Origin of the sequence: Kribbella deserti (genome assembly GCF_042434725.1) — a bacterium.
Taxonomy (GTDB): Bacteria; Actinomycetota; Actinomycetes; order Propionibacteriales; family Kribbellaceae; genus Kribbella; species Kribbella deserti.
In genome coordinates this window covers 52,870-69,484 of sequence record NZ_JBHLTC010000037.1, presented here as the reverse complement: position 1 = coordinate 69,484, position 16,615 = coordinate 52,870, and the positions used below count along the sequence as shown (strand labels likewise).

General features: G+C 67.8%; 14 protein-coding genes. 4 read left to right on the top strand and 10 right to left on the bottom strand.

Features of this window, described 5'->3' with window-relative positions:
• Positions 1-17: 17 nt before the first annotated feature.
• Together ACFFGN_RS28665 and ACFFGN_RS28660 are read right to left on the bottom strand one after the other, a co-directional pair.
• Entirely contained in the window at positions 18-467 is a 450-nt protein-coding gene (locus tag ACFFGN_RS28665; RefSeq protein WP_380053607.1) for a nuclear transport factor 2 family protein, read from the bottom strand.
• 135 nt (positions 468-602) lie between these two features.
• Positions 603-1,310 carry a pyridoxamine 5'-phosphate oxidase family protein gene (locus ACFFGN_RS28660; protein ID WP_380053604.1) on the bottom strand — a complete coding sequence of 236 codons (708 nt, stop codon included), beginning with the start codon at positions 1,308-1,310 and terminating at the stop codon, positions 603-605.
• A gap of 25 nt (positions 1,311-1,335) precedes the next feature.
• On the opposite strand from ACFFGN_RS28660, the gene pdxR reads away from it, so the two are divergent.
• Positions 1,336-2,748 carry a MocR-like pyridoxine biosynthesis transcription factor PdxR gene (pdxR, locus tag ACFFGN_RS28655; protein ID WP_380053601.1) on the top strand — a complete coding sequence of 471 codons (1,413 nt, stop codon included), beginning with the start codon at positions 1,336-1,338 and terminating at the stop codon, positions 2,746-2,748.
• A 305-nt stretch (positions 2,749-3,053) separates the two neighbouring features.
• Here pdxR and ACFFGN_RS28650 read toward each other — a convergent pair whose 3' ends face one another.
• Positions 3,054-4,046, bottom strand: coding sequence for a glycoside hydrolase family 43 protein (locus ACFFGN_RS28650; RefSeq protein WP_380053598.1), 993 nt, complete (start codon positions 4,044-4,046; stop codon positions 3,054-3,056).
• Positions 4,047-4,119: 73 nt separating this feature from the next.
• On the opposite strand from ACFFGN_RS28650, the gene ACFFGN_RS28645 reads away from it, so the two are divergent.
• Positions 4,120-4,923 (top strand): hypothetical protein, encoded by an 804-nt coding sequence (locus ACFFGN_RS28645; RefSeq protein WP_380053595.1) that lies wholly within the window; start codon positions 4,120-4,122, stop codon positions 4,921-4,923.
• Positions 4,924-4,976: 53 nt separating this feature from the next.
• Here the strand turns inward: ACFFGN_RS28645 and ACFFGN_RS28640 are convergent, their stop codons facing one another.
• The 5 genes from ACFFGN_RS28640 to arfA are packed head-to-tail and all read right to left on the bottom strand — an operon-like array spanning position 4,977 to position 11,747.
• Complete coding sequence (locus ACFFGN_RS28640; RefSeq protein WP_380053593.1) at positions 4,977-7,193, bottom strand: family 43 glycosylhydrolase; 2,217 nt, start codon at positions 7,191-7,193, stop codon at positions 4,977-4,979.
• A 24-nt stretch (positions 7,194-7,217) separates the two neighbouring features.
• Positions 7,218-8,045: a carbohydrate ABC transporter permease gene (locus ACFFGN_RS28635; protein WP_380053589.1), complete on the bottom strand. Its 828-nt coding sequence runs from the start codon at positions 8,043-8,045 to the stop codon at positions 7,218-7,220.
• Positions 8,042-8,923 carry a carbohydrate ABC transporter permease gene (locus ACFFGN_RS28630; protein WP_380053587.1) on the bottom strand — a complete coding sequence of 294 codons (882 nt, stop codon included), beginning with the start codon at positions 8,921-8,923 and terminating at the stop codon, positions 8,042-8,044. Before ACFFGN_RS28630 ends, ACFFGN_RS28635 begins: the two co-directional genes overlap by 4 nt.
• Positions 8,920-10,245, bottom strand: a complete 1,326-nt coding sequence (locus ACFFGN_RS28625) for an ABC transporter substrate-binding protein (RefSeq protein WP_380053584.1) — start codon at positions 10,243-10,245, stop codon at positions 8,920-8,922. The genes ACFFGN_RS28630 and ACFFGN_RS28625 overlap by 4 nt, the downstream gene beginning before the upstream one ends.
• Entirely contained in the window at positions 10,242-11,747 is a 1,506-nt protein-coding gene (gene arfA, locus ACFFGN_RS28620; protein WP_380053582.1) for an arabinosylfuranosidase ArfA, read from the bottom strand. The genes ACFFGN_RS28625 and arfA overlap by 4 nt, the downstream gene beginning before the upstream one ends.
• 220 nt (positions 11,748-11,967) lie before the next feature.
• Between arfA and ACFFGN_RS28615 the strand changes: the two genes are divergently transcribed.
• Both ACFFGN_RS28615 and ACFFGN_RS28610 read left to right on the top strand, forming a co-directional pair.
• Entirely contained in the window at positions 11,968-12,972 is a 1,005-nt protein-coding gene (locus ACFFGN_RS28615; protein WP_380053580.1) for a LacI family DNA-binding transcriptional regulator, read from the top strand.
• A gap of 376 nt (positions 12,973-13,348) precedes the next feature.
• Positions 13,349-13,993, top strand: coding sequence for an SMI1/KNR4 family protein (locus ACFFGN_RS28610; protein WP_380053578.1), 645 nt, complete (start codon positions 13,349-13,351; stop codon positions 13,991-13,993).
• 173 nt (positions 13,994-14,166) lie between these two features.
• Here the strand turns inward: ACFFGN_RS28610 and ACFFGN_RS28605 are convergent, their stop codons facing one another.
• Together ACFFGN_RS28605 and ACFFGN_RS28600 are read right to left on the bottom strand one after the other, a co-directional pair.
• On the bottom strand, positions 14,167-14,835 hold the full coding sequence (locus ACFFGN_RS28605; RefSeq protein WP_380053576.1) for a maleylpyruvate isomerase family mycothiol-dependent enzyme: 669 nt from the start codon (positions 14,833-14,835) through the stop codon (positions 14,167-14,169).
• 104 nt (positions 14,836-14,939) lie between these two features.
• Positions 14,940-16,586, bottom strand: coding sequence for a M14 family metallopeptidase (locus tag ACFFGN_RS28600; protein ID WP_380053574.1), 1,647 nt, complete (start codon positions 16,584-16,586; stop codon positions 14,940-14,942).
• Positions 16,587-16,615 lie beyond the last annotated feature (29 nt).

Below are 16,615 nucleotides of genomic sequence, written 5' to 3'. Positions count from 1 at the left end.
GCCGCAAAGCGCGGCATTTATCCCGCTTTGGGCGACTCCGCCGGCAGCCGGAGGTGGCGAGTGACGTCACCGACGAGATCGAGCCCGGCCTTGCGTTCGACGAACCACCAGCTGCCGTCGCCCCGCTCGAACCTGTCCCGGTAGGTGCCGGTGGCAACGATCTGCAGGGGCAAGTCGGGCAACGCCTGCAACACGGTGAAACTGGACCGCGCCGACGCTGTTCCGCCGTACTCGTCGACCTCCACCGCCACGTTGCTGACGAGATGCTTGGTCCGCGGGGTGCCGTCCTCGTACACCACCACCAGTTCCCGCAGCATCGCCTCGATCGCCTCGGCCCCGCTCACCGGCTCACCACTCCCGGCGAACGTGGCATGCGAGAGCAGCGCCCCAACCCCGGCGAAGTCCCCCGCGTCGACCAACTCGGCATACCGATGAATCAGATTCTCAATCACCCGGTCCGTAGCCATCCCCCGACTCTAACCAGCCCACCCACCCGACCCTCCCCTGCGGAGCGCCGCGCCAACTCACCTAGGCGGGCGGGGTCCTGCGCAGCCGGTCAAGATCGAGCTCCACCTCGACGCCATTCAGCGTCGCCTTACCGCTCAGGCGTCACGGATCGCTAGGAATTCATCGGTGGTGAGGTCGTGGGAGCGGGATTGGATGTGGGTGGGGATGGGGTGGGGGCAGTCGGGGTTGGTGATGGGGGCGCCGGCGGTCAGGCGCACGGGGATGACGCCGGCCCAGTGCGGGAGGGCCAGGTCTTCTTCTTCGTCGTTGGCGCCTTCGGCCCGCATCTTGACCGAGGCCTCGGTGAGGTCGAGGGCCAGTACGGAGGTGGCGGCGAGTTCCTTGCGGTTGGGGGCGCGGGTGCCGCTGGTACGGCCGGGGACGAGGTGGTCGACGATGCGGTCGAGGCCGTGCAGCTTCTCGTCCAGGTCCACCACCAGGCGCGGTACGCCGTAGATGACGGCCGACCGGTAGTTCACCGAGTGGTGGAACGCCGATCGCGCCAGCACCAGGCCGTCCAAGTGGGTGACGGTGACGCAGATCGTCTGGTCGGGCGCGGCCATCACGCTCCGGGCGGCGACCGAGCCGTGCAGGTACAAGGTGCCGTCGGGTCCACGGTCGAGGTCGATGCCGTACGCCGTCGGCAGCACCATCGGCGCGTCGCCCATGATCACGCCCAGGTGGCAGATCATGCCCGCGCGCAGTACGTCGTGCAGGATCTCCCGGTCGGCCACGGCGCGGTTCTTGCCCCGGCGAACGGTGGTCCGGTCAGTGGGCTGCAGTGGTGTCGCGAGAGTGGTCATAGCTCAAGCCTGCTGGTTCAGTGGCATGCTGGCACGGTCCATTCCCCTCACTTTTCCGCAGGCCACTTTGCAGCTCACCGAACTTCCCCTGACCGTACGACGCGACGGCGGTGGGCCGTTGCACCTCCAACTGGCGGAACAACTCCGCGAAGGTGTTCGGGACGGCCGGCTCCGCGCAGGCCACCGTCTGCCCTCGACGCGGGAACTCGCGCGCCAACTCGAGGTATCCCGCTCAGTCACGCAAGCGGCGTACGACCAGCTCCACGCGGAAGGCTGGATCGCAGGCAAGACCGGCTCCGGGACGTACGTCGCGGACGTCGTACCGCTTGAACCGGCTCAAGCGGTCCCGCGCCGCCCTAAGCCGGTCGAGGAGCGTCCGCTGCTCTCGTTGCGCCCGGGCATTCCGTACGTCGAGCGCTCGGTTGATGCCGGTTGGCGCCGGGCCTGGCGGGAGGTGTCGGCCCAACCACCTACACGTGGCTACGAGCACGCTGCGGGCCTACCGGCGCTACGGACGGCCCTGGCCGAGTACGTCGCCCGCACGCGGGGAATCGCCTGCGGGCCCGACAACATCCTCGTCACGAACGGGACGATCCACGGCCTGCGGCTCCTGCTATCGGTTACGCGACGACCTGGCGATCCGATCGCCATCGAGGACCCGGGATACCTCAGCGCCGTACGGGCCGCGAACAGTCACGGCCTGCCGATCATCGACATCCCCGTCGACGCCGATGGCCTGCGGGTGGATCTGCTCGGGCCGGAGCCGTCCGCCGTGTACGTGACGCCGTCGCACCAATACCCGCTCGGCGGCCGACTGCCCGTCGCCCGGCGGAACGCGCTGATCGAATGGGCCCGCCGGACCGGGGCGACCGTGATCGAGGACGACTACGACAGCGAGTTCCGGTACGACGTGGCGCCTCTTCCCGCCCTGGCTCAGCTCGACCTCGACCGAGTGGTTCACCTCGGCACGTTGTCGAAGATGCTCAGCCCGTCCCTCCGCCTCGGCTGGCTCGTAGCGGCGCCGGAGGTGGTCGAGGCGCTTACCGAACATCGCGAGAACTCGGGCGACTGGCCGTCGTGGCCGGTTCACGCCGCCACGCTCGCCATGCTCCGCGACGGCTACCTCGACCGGGTCGTCCGCCGGGGCCGCCGCCGCTATGCCGAACGTTGTGCCCAGGTGATCGAGGCGCTGTCGCCGTACGGCGAGATCGTCGGCCGCGACGCCGGCCTCCACGTCACCCTCCTGCTGCCGGATTCGCTTGACGACCGGGTGGTCGCTCAAGCTGCCGAGGCCTCGGGCGTCGGCGTCGCGCCGCTCTCCGGCTACCGCCGTTCGACCCCCGGCCCACCCGGCCTGGTGATCGGCTATGCCACTCCGACCAGCCCTGAGCTCCACAAAGCACTGACCCTCCTAACCCAAGTCCTCACCACGTTCTGACCGCCACCGTCCAGCCACCGGATCCGGCTCCCCGGTCGACTCCGAGGTCGCGCGGGGGTAGTCCAGTTCCACCGCCCGCCGGGTTCATCCCGTGGTCACCGGCTTCCCGCTGCGGCTCGCCAGTTCGGCGGGTCGACCTTTGAAGTCGGGGGTCGACGTGCCCGATCTGACGGGTCCACCCCCTATTCCGACGGTCGACCGTCGGAATAGGCGGTACGAGAGGCGGCCGGGGGCTGCGCCGGGGACAAGCTTTTGGAGCCGAGCGGGCCTAACCGGTCGCAGGGTCGGTGCGTCGGCAGCGGTGGCTAGGGGTAGACGGGGTTGGTGCGGAGTGGGGGTTGGACGGTGGGGGTTTGGTCTTGCCAGGTGAGTTCGGACAGCCACATGGTTCGGCCGGGTGGATCGGCGCCGATGAGGGCGGGGTCCCAGGCGTGGTAGATGAACCAGTCTCGGTCGCCTTTGCGCAGGACCATGTTGTGGCCGGGGCCGGCGGCGTCTTCGGATGAGGTGAGGAGGGGGTCGCCGGATTTGCGGCACGGGCCGAGTGGGGTTTCGCAGACCGCGTGGCCGACGGCGTAGTCGGCCTTGTCGTAGGCGTTGGCGGAGTAGAACAGGTGGAACCTGGCTTCGCGCTCGATCATGTACGGCGCCTCGACCAGGTGGCCCTCCCACGGCAGGTCCTGCTTGAACAACCTGACCGGATCGCCGACGAGGGAGAGGCCGTCGGGGGACAGGCGGGAGGCGTAGATCCAGGTGTCCTGGCCGATCGCGTTGCCGTCGTTCTTCCAGTAGAGGTATCGATCACCCGCCGAATCGACAAAGGGACTCGCGTCGATCGAGCCGCCTTCCGCCGCCTGACAGACGAAGGCGCGTGTCGAATTGTCGACATAGGGACCTTCTGGCCGGGTGGCCACTGCCACCCCCAGGCATTGCCGGCCGGAGGCGTCGTCCGCGGTCGTGTAGTACATGACGAAGCGGTTCGGGCCGTGTACCGCGACCTCCGGCGCCCAGACCTTGCCTGCCGTGGTCCAGGCGGGGAGTTCCGGCAGCGCGTCGCCGACCTGCTCCCACTGGACCAGGTCGGTCGAGCGCAGCGTCTGAACGTTGCCCAGGGCACCGTTCGTGGCGAACGCGTAGTACCCGGCGGCCGTCTCGATCACGTGTGGATCGGCGAAACCGCCGTCGTACACCGGGTTCGTGAAGGTCATCGCGGTCCTTTCCTGAGCGGGATTCGGGCTACTGCCACAGGCGGTCAGCAAGGCCAGCAACACGGCCGCAGAAAAGAATCTGATCCGCATGCAACCTTCGAGCCGGCCGAGGCGTCTTCCACGTGGCTCCACCAGGGAGCCGGTTCTTGGGGAGGAAATGATCATGAAGTCCACCATCCGTCGTGCCTTTGTCATGACCGTCGCGCTTGCCGCCGCGGCGACCGGCGCCGGGCTCGCCGCGGACACCGCCGCGAACGCGACCGTCGATATGAGCAGCACCCAGGCCACCGTCAGCGTCGCGCAGCGGCCGTCGTACCTGACCGCCAGCCCGACCGGCAAGCTCACGCTGAACGTCTACGGCCTGCTTGCCCTCAAGGGCACGCTGAAGGCGAAGACCCTGACCGGCTCGATCGTGCCGCTGAAGCACCAGACCGTTCGCGTGCAGGCCCGGCGTGCGGGTGAGACCGCCTATCGGGACGTTGTCCTTACCGGCACCAACGCTCTGGGTGTGTACGGCGACGACTTCGCGCTCGGCAGCCACCACATCGGCGCGGACATCCGGGTCGCGTTCCGCTCGCCGTACCAGACGATCGCCTCCGACTTCACCTACGTCGGCAAGATCGTCGCGCAGGCGAAGTTCCCCTCGGTGCTGACCACCAGCATGCCGAAGGTGCTGCGCCCGGCCGCCGATGGCACCTTCAACTTCCACGGTTACCTGAAGGTGAAGCACCCGTCCGGCAAGCTGGTCCCGCTGTCCAACACGATCGTGATGGTCCGGGCGATGGGCGGCAGCATGACCCGCTACGAGCGCATCGCGTTCAGCAACCCCACCTCGAAGTCGGGCTACTTCACCACCGGCCGGATCGCCGGCATGGACGGCGCGCACGGTCACAAGATCCAGTTCCTGTTCAAGTCGAAGTACGGCACGATCGCCTCGTCCGCGCTGTACGTCGGCAAGATCGCCTGACGTACGACGCGAAGCAGCCCGGGCCGTCCCCAGCGGATGGCCCGGGCTGTTAGTCATTTGGCCGCGTAGAAACGTAGGTACTCGAACGTGGCCACCGGCGGCGGGTTGGAACCGGTCTGGTCGCCGTGCGCGTACAACCCGAGCTGGGGCGTCGCGCCGGCCGGAAGCACCCAGGCGGCTCCCCAGGTCCAGTTGACGCCGTCGATGCTGGTGCCCGCGCGGTAGACGTGTTCGCCAGCCTCGTTCAGGTGGTAGGCGAGCCGCATCCACATCGTCGGCGCCGGCCGTCCGATCGCCGCGCCGCCGTACGACGTGGCGCCGTCGGGCCGTGCGACCAGTTCGCGGCCGAACTCGGTCTGCCGGGTCCGCCAGATCGCGACATCACCGAGCCGGGCGAAATCGTCGTCGTTGCGATAGGCGATCATGCCCGCCTGCTGGTAGTTCCGGATATCGCCTTCGCCCAGGTCGAGATGCAGCTTGGTCTCGGCGATCCACCGGTTCGTCGCGGGCGTCTGGTGGAACAACAGGCCCGCGTTGTTGCCGGAGCCGACCAGGTCGGTGTTCTGCAACGGCCAGGAAAGCTTGCCATTGGCAACAGTCGCGCGGGCGTCGGGACGGACCCAGCTCCAGCCCGGGCCGAACCCGTTGCCGAACTCGTCCCCAGCCAGCAACTTCCCGGTCCGCGGTACGGCGACGGCCTTCCGCACCGGCACGGCCGCCGGGCGGATCGTCAGGTTGTCCACCTCAGCCGTCCCGGCCAGCGAAACGCGGCCAGGCTTGAGCCGATCCGGTATGGCGACACTGGTTTCGGCGTATCCGTCACCGAGGCCCGCGTCGCTCACCCGCACGGTCGCACGGCCTTCCGCGACCTGCACGGTCAGGCGATTCCACTCCGGGGCGGTGAACCCAGCCGGCATCGCCACCTTCGTGAGCCGCCGGCCGGCCGAGATCGTCAGGGATTCGTCCCGCAAGGTCACGCCGACCTGCCCGAGCCGAACGGTGAGCGCCTTGCCGGTCAGCCGGACGTCCGCGTCGAACCGCAGCGAGCCACCCGGGGCCACCTTCCGGGTGACCGCCATTCCATCAACGAGCGCCGTCGGACCGCCGAGGGGATCACCCGGCGACCGCTCAGCGCCGTACAGGCCGCCGGCTGGATCGGTCGAGGTGATGCCCAGGGATGAACCCGTGACCGGCGCCGGCTGCGGGGTATCGGACGGGCCCGCACCGGCGCGGGTACGCGGCCAGCCGTCGATCCAGTCGATCCGGTCGATCAGCATCGGCCGCCGGTTGATGCCGAACGGCTCGTTCAGCCAGGGCTTCGACCGATCGATCGCGTGGTAGACGATGTGGTCCTGGCCGGTGGCGTCGGTGAGGAACGCGTGGTGCCCGGGACCGATCCAGCGGTTGCCGTTCTGCGTGATGACGGTGGTTCCGCCGACGCGGGACTCGAGCAGGCTCGCGCCGTCGGCGTCGACGAACGGCCCGCGCGGGGACTTCGATCGCCCGGCGAAAACGGAATAGCCCGTGGTCGGCCCGGCGCAGCAGTTCATCGACGAGCCCATCAGGTAGTACCAGCCATCGCGGCGGACGACGTACGCGCCTTCGTAGCGGTCGCCGATCGTCACCTGGGTGGGAGTTCCAACGGCGCGCAGGCCGTCGGCGGAGACCTCCGTGACGGAGATGCCGCCGTAGTACCCGCCGTAGTACAGGTATCGCTTGCCGTCGGCGGCGGTCAGCAGGGCCGGGTCGATCGTGCCGAAGTAGCCGCCGTTGCCGTCCGGCTTCGGCGTTACCACCGGTCCGTCCGTGGCGGTCCACGGTCCGGCGGGGGTTGGTGCCGTCGCGACGCCGATGGCTGGATCGCCACCGGGGTTGGCCGCGGTGTCGGTCACGGTGAAGTACATGACGTAGCGCCCGCCGAAGTACCGGATATCCGGCGCCCAGAAGAACGAACCGGGCGCGGCCCACGCCGGCTTGGTGGAGTCGTCGAACACCGTGCCGAGGTAGTCCCACGACGAGAAGTCCTTCGTCCGGGCCATGTGCATCAACCCGAACGGGCCGCCCTCGACCAGCGGGTCCGAGGTGGCATAGGCGTACCAGTAACCGTCACGGCCCTGGATCACGGCCGGATCGGCAAAGGTGTCGGAGAACGGTGACGAAATCGGGTTCTGCGTGGAAACAGAAGCAGGGGGATGGGGAGCCGCCGCCGCGGTGAGCGGGGTGATCGCAAGAGCGGCGGCGACGACAGTGGTCAGAAGGCGAGAAGGCATAGGGCGGTTCCTCTCGAAACGGGATCAGCCTTTGATGCCGCTGCGGGCGACACCTTCGATGACGTAGCGCTGAACGAAGATGTAAAGGATCAGGACCGGGATCGAGGCCACGGTCGCCCCGGTCATGATCACCGGGTAGTCGGTCGTGTATGCGCCTTGCAGCAACTTCAGACCAGCGGGCAGCGTGAGCCGCTCGGGGCTGAAGAGCACGTACAGCGGCCAGATGAAGTCGTTCCAGTTGGCCAGGAACGACAGCACCGTGAGGGTCGCGATGGCCGGTTTCGCGTTCGGCAGGATGATGCGGCTGAAGACGGTCCACGCGTTGGCGCCGTCGATCATCGCGACCTCTTCCAGCTCCCTCGGAATGGCGAGGAAGAACTGCCGCATGAAGAACACCCCGAACGCGCCGGCCGCGCCCGGAACCACCAGGGCCCAGAGCGTGTCGAGCCAGCCGAGGTTGTCCATCAGCAGGTAGTTCGGCATCAGGAAGACGAACCCCGGCACAAAAAGCGTCGCCATGATCAGGCCGAAGATGGCCTTCTTGAACCGGAACTCCATCCGGGCCAGGGCATAACCCGCCATCGACGCGACCAGCACCACCAGTCCCGCGTGCAGGGTGGCCGCGAGGAACGAGTTGATCGCCCAGCGCAGCACCGGATTCTGCCCGCCGGTGGTGAGGATCTCGCCGTACGCGCGGCCGGTCGGATCCTCCGGCACGATCGTCGGCGGCACCTGCTGGGCTTCGCCGACGGTCTTGAACGAGGTGATCGCCATCCAGACCAGCGGCGCCACGAACACCACCGTGAGGGCGATCACCAGCACCCAGAATCCGACGGACGGCCGCTTTCTCATTTGCGCTCCCTGAGCAGAACGAAGTTCACCAGCGACACCACGGCCAGGCACAACGCCAGCACGTAGCTCATCGCGGTCGCCTGACCCATCCGGAACTGCGACAGGCCGGTATCGGCGATGACCATCAAGGCCGTACGCGTGCTGTCACCCGGTCCGCCCTGGGTGACGAGCACGGACTGGCCGAACATGTTGGCGCTGGCCAGCACCGTCATCGTCACCACGAACACGAAGACCGGTTTCAGGCCCGGCATGGTCACGTTCAGGAACCGCTGCCACGCGCCGGCTCCGTCCAGCTGAGCCGCCTCGTACTGCTCGGCCGGAATGTCCTGCAGTCCCGCCAGGTAGATCACCGCGTTGAAGCCGACGGTCCACCACACGGTCATGCCGACCAGCGCGATCCATGCCCACGGCATCGAAGTGGTCCAGCCGATATCGCTGTCCCTGCCCAGCAGGCGAAGACCCGCGTTGAGTACGCCGAAACTGGTGTCGAGGATGTACCGGAACATCAGGCCGACCACCGCCACGCCGAGCACGTACGGCGCGAAGTACACCGCCCGGAAGAACGTCCGGCCCGGGAACTGGCGGTTCAGCAGTACGGCCAGGCCGAGCGGAAGTACCACCAGGAAGGGAACCGAGGCCACCGTGAAGATCGCGGTGGCGCGCATCCCGTGCCAGAACGGCTCGGAAGTGGTCGACAACGGGTCGAACAGATCCTTGTAGTTCTGCAGACCCGTGAACGGCTTACCCGGCAGCTGGAAGTCCCAGTCGTGCAGGCTCATCCAGAACCCGAACAGCGCCGGACCGATGACGAACAGCCCGAACAACAACAGGTACGGCGCCAGGAACAGGTACGGGGTGGCTTTTCCGTAGCCTCTCATGCCCCGTACTTCTTGCGGTTGGCCTCCAGGATCTTGTCGGCCCGGGCGGCGGCGTCCGCGAGTGCCTTGGCCGGTTCGGCCTTGAGCAGAACGGCCTCGTTGACGGCCTTGTTCAGTTCGGCGAGCGCGTCACCGATACCCGGCACGGGCGGCGGGAAGTGCAGGTCATCGACCTGGGTCGCCAGCGCCGCCTGATCGGTCAGCGCCTTGAAGTCGGCCGATTCCCGGACCTGCTTACGCGCCGGGACCTGACCACCCTTGGCCCATTCGAGCGACTTCTGGCTGACGTAGTTCACGAAAACCCGGGCGGCGGTCGACTTGTTCGTGTCCGGCGTCTTCAGCTTCGGCAGGCAGAACTGGTGCGAACCGGCCCAGGCCGCCTTCTCGCCACCGATGTTCGGCAGCGGCGCCACACCCCACTCGAGGCCCTTCTTCTCCTTCAGGGTGTTGATGTTCCAGATGCCGTTCCAGTTGAAGGCGGACTTGCCGTTCTGCAGCGCGATCGCGTCCGCGTCCTGGGCCACGTTCTTCGGGCTGTGCCCGTTCTTGACCAGGTCCACGAACCAGGTCAGCGCCTTCACACCCGGCTCCTCGGCCCAGATCGCCTTGTTCGACTCGGGGTTGAACATGTCACCGCCGAACTGCCAGATCAGCGACTGCACGCTCAGCACCCCGGTGAACTGGAACGGCGAGGCCCAGTGGCCCTGAATACCCTTGCCCTTCAAGGCGTCGAGCGCCGCGGCGTACTCGTCGGCGGTTGCCGGCGGCTTGGCCGGGTCGAGGCCCGCCTGCTGCATCAGCGTCTTGTTGTAGAAGAACCCGAGCGGGTGTACGTCGAGCGGAATGCCGTACCGCTTGCCGTTGAACTCGCCGGCCTTCCAGACCACCTCGGCGAAGTCGTCCTGCTTCAGGTCGAGCGCCTTCGCGACGTCGTCCAGCGGCTCGATCACGTTGCGGGCGGCGTTGGTGGCAAGCGAGTCCACGTGCATGATCGCGATCGCCGGACCACGGCCACTGCTCACCGCGGTGGGCAGCTTGGTGTAGTAGTCGGCCCACTGCATCACGGTCATCTTGACCTTGATGTTGGCATGCTCGGCGTTGAACTGTTCGACCAGCTTGCGCATGAACGGGCCGTCACCACCGGTGAACCCGTTCCAGAAGTCGAGTTCGACGGCCGGGCCGTCGTACCCCTTGGCGCCGCCGTCACCGGTCGCCTGACCGGGCTTTCCGGCCGAGCCTTCACCACATCCGGTCAGCGCGCCCAGACCGAGCGCGCCCGCGCCCGCGAGCACCAGCCGGCGGGATACGAGTTGCGTGTTCACCGTGTACCTCCAGGGGAGAGCCTGATCATGTGCCACGACGCAGGGGGCAACGTGGCTGTACAGGTACCGCCTCGCACGATGGTCGTATCCACCTTGCGCGGTACCACCCGGTCCGGATCTGCTGCGGAGTTCACCGCGGACCGGTCGTCGTCATAGAGGCCGAGGTGCTCGATCAGCTCGAGGCTCGGCGCGGGGAATTCCAGGTCGACCTTGTCGGTCTCGGAGCGGTTGACCACGAACAGCACGGTCTCGCCCGTCGTCTCGTCGTACGTCGCGGTGCTCCACAACGCGGGCACCTTGCCGAAGGCCCGGGTCTCGATCTCGGGCCCGGCGACCTCCGTGTGCAGTACCCGGCTGCCCGCGTGCTTGGCGGTCAGCGCGAACGGATGGAAGATGGTCTGCCGCCAGGCCGGGCCATCGGGTTCGGTGCGGATCGGCCCGATCACGTTCACCAGTTGCGCCTGGCAGGCGATCTTGACCCGGTCGGCGTGCCGCAGCAGCGTGATCAGCAGACTGCCGACCACCACCGCGTCGTCCACGTCGTAGGTGTCCTCGATCAGCGGGCTGACCTCGCGGATGTCCAGGCCGAGCTCGCCGGGGAAGTGCCGCTGGTACCAGACGTTCCACTCGTCGAACGACAACGTCATCACCTTGTCGCTGCGCTTGAGCGCCTTGACGTGGTCCGCGGTCGCGACCACCTCGGTGATGAAGCGATCCATCTCCTCGGCGGCGGCGAGAAAGCTCGCCTGGTCGTCGCCGTTCGGTTCGTAGTACGCGTGCAGCGAGATGTGATCGACCTGGTCGTAGGTGTGTTCCAGGACCGTGCGTTCCCAATCGCCGAACGTCGCCATGCCCCGGTTGCTCGAACCGCAGGCCACCAACTCCAGCTCCGGATCGACCCGGCGCATCGCGTTCGCGGTTTCGGCGGCCAGCCGGGCGTACTCCTCGGCGGTCTTGTGGCCGATCTGCCAGGGCCCGTCCATCTCGTTGCCGAGGCACCAGATCCGGATGCCGTGCGGCTCTTTGCTGCCGTTGGCCACCCGGCGGTCCGCGGCGGCGGTGCCGGCCGGGAGGTTGCAGTACTGGAGTAGTTCGACGGCCTCGGCGATACCGCGCGTACCAAGGTTCACCGCCCAGATCGGCTCGACACCGGCCTTGCGGGCCCACTCGACGAACTCGTCGGTGCCGAACTGGTTGGTCTCGATCGCACGCCAGGCCAGATCCAGCCGGCGCGGCCGCTGGTCCTTCGGGCCGACGCCGTCCTCCCAGTTGTAGTTCGAGACGAAGTTGCCGCCGGGATACCGCACGGCGGTGACGCCGAGTTCGCGAACCAGCTCGAGGACGTCGGTCCGGAAGCCGTTCTCGTCAGCGGTGGGGTGGCCGGGCTCGTACACGCCGGTGTAGACGCACCGGCCCATGTGCTCGACGAACGAGCCGAACAGCCGGCGGTCCAGCTCACCGACCACAAAGGCCGGATCGACGGCGAGACGGGCAACGGTCACATCGTCCTCCAGGAGCTTTTACAACGTTTGACCTGGTTTCTACAACGATTGACATAGACTGTAAAGACCTCGCTGGCGACGAGCTCAATCCGTGACGTTGTTCGGCCCGTCGGCGTCACGCGGCGATCACGCGGCGGGCCGCTCGTGGCACACTCAGCGACTAGCGGACTCTGCGTGGGTGGAAGTGCTCCGGTGAGGCGGTTTCCAGGAGGTGGTGGCGATGGTGGCGACGCGGCTCAGCGATGTGGCGGCGCGCGCGGGAGTGTCGGTCAAGACGGTCTCGAACGTCATCAACGACTACCCGCACATCACCCCGGCCACCCGGGCCAAGGTCGAGGCGGCCATCGCCGAACTCGGCTACACCCCGAACGTGAGCGCCCGCTCCCTGCGCAAGGGCCGGTCCGACTTCATCGCGCTGGCCATTCCGGAGATGGCCTCGCCGTACTTCGCCGAACTCGGCGCCGCGATCAGCCGGGCCGCGAAGAAGCGCGGTATCACCGTGCTGATCGACCAGACCGAGGGTGAACCCGCCGCCGAGCAGTTCGTCCTGGACGGCATGCGCGGGCAGTTGATCGACGGCATCATCTTCTCGCCGATCACCACCGCCCCGACCAAGATCACCGTGGCGGACGACGGCAAACCCCTGCTGCTCCTCGGTGAACGCCAGCCGGGCGGCGCCGTGGACCACGTCGCGGTCGATTCGGTGCAGGCCTCGTTCGACGCGACCAACCACCTCATCTCCCTCGGCCGGACCCGGATCGCCGCCGTCGGTGTCGGTGGCGGCGCGGGCACAGGCGCCGTACGGCGTAAGGGGTATCGCAAAGCCCTGAAGGCGGCGGGCCTACCGATCGACCCGGCGCTCGAGATCGACGGCACCGGGTACCACCGCGAGGACGGCGCCGCCGCGATGCGGGACCTGCTCGCCCTGCCGTCGCCACCCGACGCGGTCTTCTGCTTCAACGACCTCCTGGCCCTCGGCGCGCTCCGGGCCCTCGCGGACGCAGGCCTGTCCGTGCCCGGCGACGTGGCCGTGGTCGGTTTCGACGACATCGAGGACGGGCGCTACCACTCGCCTTCGCTGACCACGATCTCCCCGGACCTCGACTGGCTCGCCGACAAGGCCGTCACCCTCCTGCTCGACCGCATCGCCGGCACCGGCCCACCCGAACGCCTAGACCTCTCCGTGCCCTACACGCTGCAGATCCGCGAATCCACCACCGGCTAACGCCTGCCACCGCCGTTGATGGTCAGTGGCGCGGTGGTTGGTGACGCAGTGGTTGGTGACGCAGTGGTTGGTGACGCGGGCGATTGGTGCCGCGGGTGGTTCTTTTCCCACGGTCGGACGCGAAATGCGGCGGCCTCTACGGCCGGTGCCGAGTTTTGGTTCCCCTACCTGGTTGGAAACCGGGTAGGGGCACAACAACCGGGTAGTGGCGACACCGAAACCCGGTAGCCGCGCGAAAACCCGGCACCAGGCCGCGCCGATGGCGGCGCGGGTTCCGCGGGTGGACCTGGTGGCGTCGCGAGTGCACGCGTCCACTCGCGGCAGATCTGCGACAGGTCGCCACTTGATGACCTCGGGGGTGGACCAGGATGTCCGGATGCCAAGGTCTGTGACAGCTTCGTGGGCGCTCATCGCCGAGTGGCTTGCCGCCAATCTCCCGGCCGCGATGGCCGTCGTTCAGGCGCCGGCGTCGGCCGAACAGATCGCGCAGGTGGAGGCGGCGATGGAGCGCCCGCTGCCAGCCGACATGGTCGAATGGCTGCGGCTGGCTGACGGCATGCACTGGCAGACCCGGCACGGAAGTCTGCTGCCTACCTTGCACAATCCCATGGGGTGCGAGGAGATCCTGTCTCACCGCGACATGCTGCACAGTGTCTACGGTCGCCGTCCTCGCCCTGAGGACAACGACCCTGCGGGGACGCCCGTCGGCGAATGGCTCGACGCGTTCCTCCCGATGGGCAACGCGATCATCGGCCTGACGTTGTTTCTCGACCTCCGTGATGGGAGTCGGTACGGCGGTGTCTGCGAGTGGGATCCCGAGGCAGGCGGATTCGTGGACGAACCGCGCTGGGACAGCGTGGCGCATCTGTTCGCGGAGGTCGCCGACGCCTTGACGACCGGAGCACCGGTGATGAGCGCGTACGCAGCGGGTGGCCGAGGACCTGGCGATCGGTTGCCCGCGATGATCCCCGACCTCAGCGACCCCGACTACCTCAGCTGGGAAGGGGAGCTCGGCACCTGATTGGCTGTACCGGTGCGCGAGGTCGGGTTCGGCCGTACGGCGTCCTGGCTGGCGCGTCGAGGTGCCGTACTGGGGACACCTTGCGGGATCGCGAATCTGGGCCGACGGCAGCCGGACAGGGCGCGGCGCTCGCCTCCCTGGCCTTCTGAATCGTCTTGGTGAGTGCAACCGCGTCAGGTTGTGAGGTTGGAGGTTAGGCGGGGGAGCGCGGGGCCGGTTAGGGCGGGGAGGCCGGCGGGGCGGCCGGTGGCTACCAGGATGAGGTCGGCGATCGGGCCGCGGAGGTCTTGCGTACCGGTGCCGGCGGTCCAGTCGCAGTCAGTGGCGATCAGGCGCATGTCGCGGAGGCGGCGGTGGGCGCCGTAGAACTTGTTGCCGAAGACGTGGTTCGCGGCGTGGATGGCCGGTTCGATCGGCAGCTGGCGGGCCCGGCCGAGCGGGCGGGCGACGTCCTGGCCGTGGACGAGGGCATCGAGCAGCGGGTCGAGAATGCCCGCGCCGGGAGTGCGATGGGCCGAGCCGGCGGTTTCGCGGAGCTGGGCGATCAACTCCGCCGGGGTGAACTGGGCGGCTCGTTCGGTGGCCAGGATGGTCTCCATCCGGTCGAAGCTGAAGCGCGCGCGGGCCACCGTCTTGAGCACGATCGGCCAGGTGGTGCGGGTCGACCAGGTCATGTGCGCGGCCACGTCGCGAACGGTCCAGCCCGCGCAGAGTGAATCCGCGTGCCACTCTGGCTCGGTCAACTGCTCGAAGAAGTCGGCCAGGCTGAGTCGCTCCGCCTTGGTCCAGGCCAGGATCTGCTCGTTGTCGGTCATGGTCGGGCCTTTCGTGGTCGCTGTCATGGCATAACCACGAATGGGAACCGCCTGGATGGACACCGGTCGGCAAGAAAGTTCAGACCCGGGCGGTCGGAGGGGACCGCCCGGGTCCGAGTCCAGGCCGTGGCTTAGAAGTTGGCTGCGCAGGTGGTGAGGTTGGCGGTCACCGAGGCACCGCGAGCGACCGTGATCTGCCGGGTTTCCAGCACCGTGCCGTTGGGCCGTTCACAGGTGAAGGTCCACGACTCGGTCTGCCCCTGCTGCTGGGCGATCGGCCGCGTCGACGGGTTCGCGTGGTACGTGTACGTGCCACCGGCCGGGACCACCATCGTCGTGTTGAGCACGTCCGGAACGTTGGTGCCGTTCCACGTCTTGGTGCTGAACGACTTCTTCAGGCGCAGTACGGCGCCAGCCGGCGCGGTTCCGGTGATGACCGAGTGCCGGGCCGGGTTGATCGTGCTCTCGGCCGCGACCAGGAAGGCTTCGCGACTACCCTTGCCTGCCGTGGATCCGGTACCGAAGTACTGGTTGATCACGTTCGAGAACGCCGGGTGGAACGACGAGCCGTGCTCGAAGGTGAAGCCCAGACCACCCGTGGCGTAGTACGACCAGTCCTCGGTCGTGCCAGTGGTGTCGTACAGCTGGTAGCCGTACTGGCTCCTGTAGTTGTTCTGCGCGGCCATCTGGTCACCCAGCGACTTGTAGAGCGTCTCGTCGGGCGTCTTACCCGCACTGGCGTAACCGGGCTGACGCAGCACCAGGTTGCCGTACGTGTGGTTCGTGATCAGCGTGGTCGCCTGGTACGACGAGACGAGTGCCTGGATGTTCCGGGACTCGGGCTCGCTGAAGGCGCTCGCGCCACGGTAGGTCTCGCTGGTCAGGCTGGTGGACGCACCCGGGCCACCCCAGAAGCCGGCGTAGTTCCGGTTCAGGTCGGTACCGCGGGAGTGGTTCGTCGAGGACGCGCACTGGCCCGGCGTCGGGAGCTGGCCGTTCACGATGCGGCAGTTCTTCCGCTTCATCTCGTAGCCGAGGGAGCGGCTGAGCTGGAATCCGTCCGGGTTCACCACCGGTACGAGGACCACCCGGGCCTTGTCGAGAATGTTCGTGATGCGCGGGATCACCCCGTCGTTCTGAAGCAGGTCGTAGCCGAACTCGATGGTGAGCTCACCCGACGGCCATTCGCGCGCGTGGTGCAGGCCCATCATGACGAAGACGGGCTTGCCGTCGGAGACGTTGACGTTGCGGCTGATCTCCAGACCGCGGATCGCGCGCCCTTCCAGCGAAGGGTTCTTCAAGGTGATGACCTTGGCCTTCGACGGGTACTGCGCGGCGAGCGCGTTCAGGTTGTTCTCGTAGTCGGCCAGCTGCCGGTACGCCGTGCGGCCGCTCGGCAACGTGGCGGTCGGCGCCATCGCGAAGGCCCGGTCCTCGGCCTCGCGGCGCTGATCGGTCGCCACCAGATCGCCGTCGAGCACGGACCAGGTGAAGCCGGCCAGCTTCAGCAGCCGCAGGTCTTGGTTGCCGTGGGCAACAACATCGACATGGGTGGGCCCGGCCGATTCGGCCAGGTCCAGGTCCAGCCGGGTGAGCCGCTTCTTCGCGGCGGTGCTGTCCGCGTTGACGCGGATCAGCTGGATCTTCTCTGCGGGTGACTCCGGTTGTGGGTCCGGCTGGTTCAGCGCACCGGCACTGGCCTGGCCGGTGATGAGCAGCGCGGCCAGGCCGGCGACTCCGAGCGGGACGAGGCGGCGCCATCGGGCGGATGGTGACACGGTGACCTCCAGTAATGGGCGGGTAACCG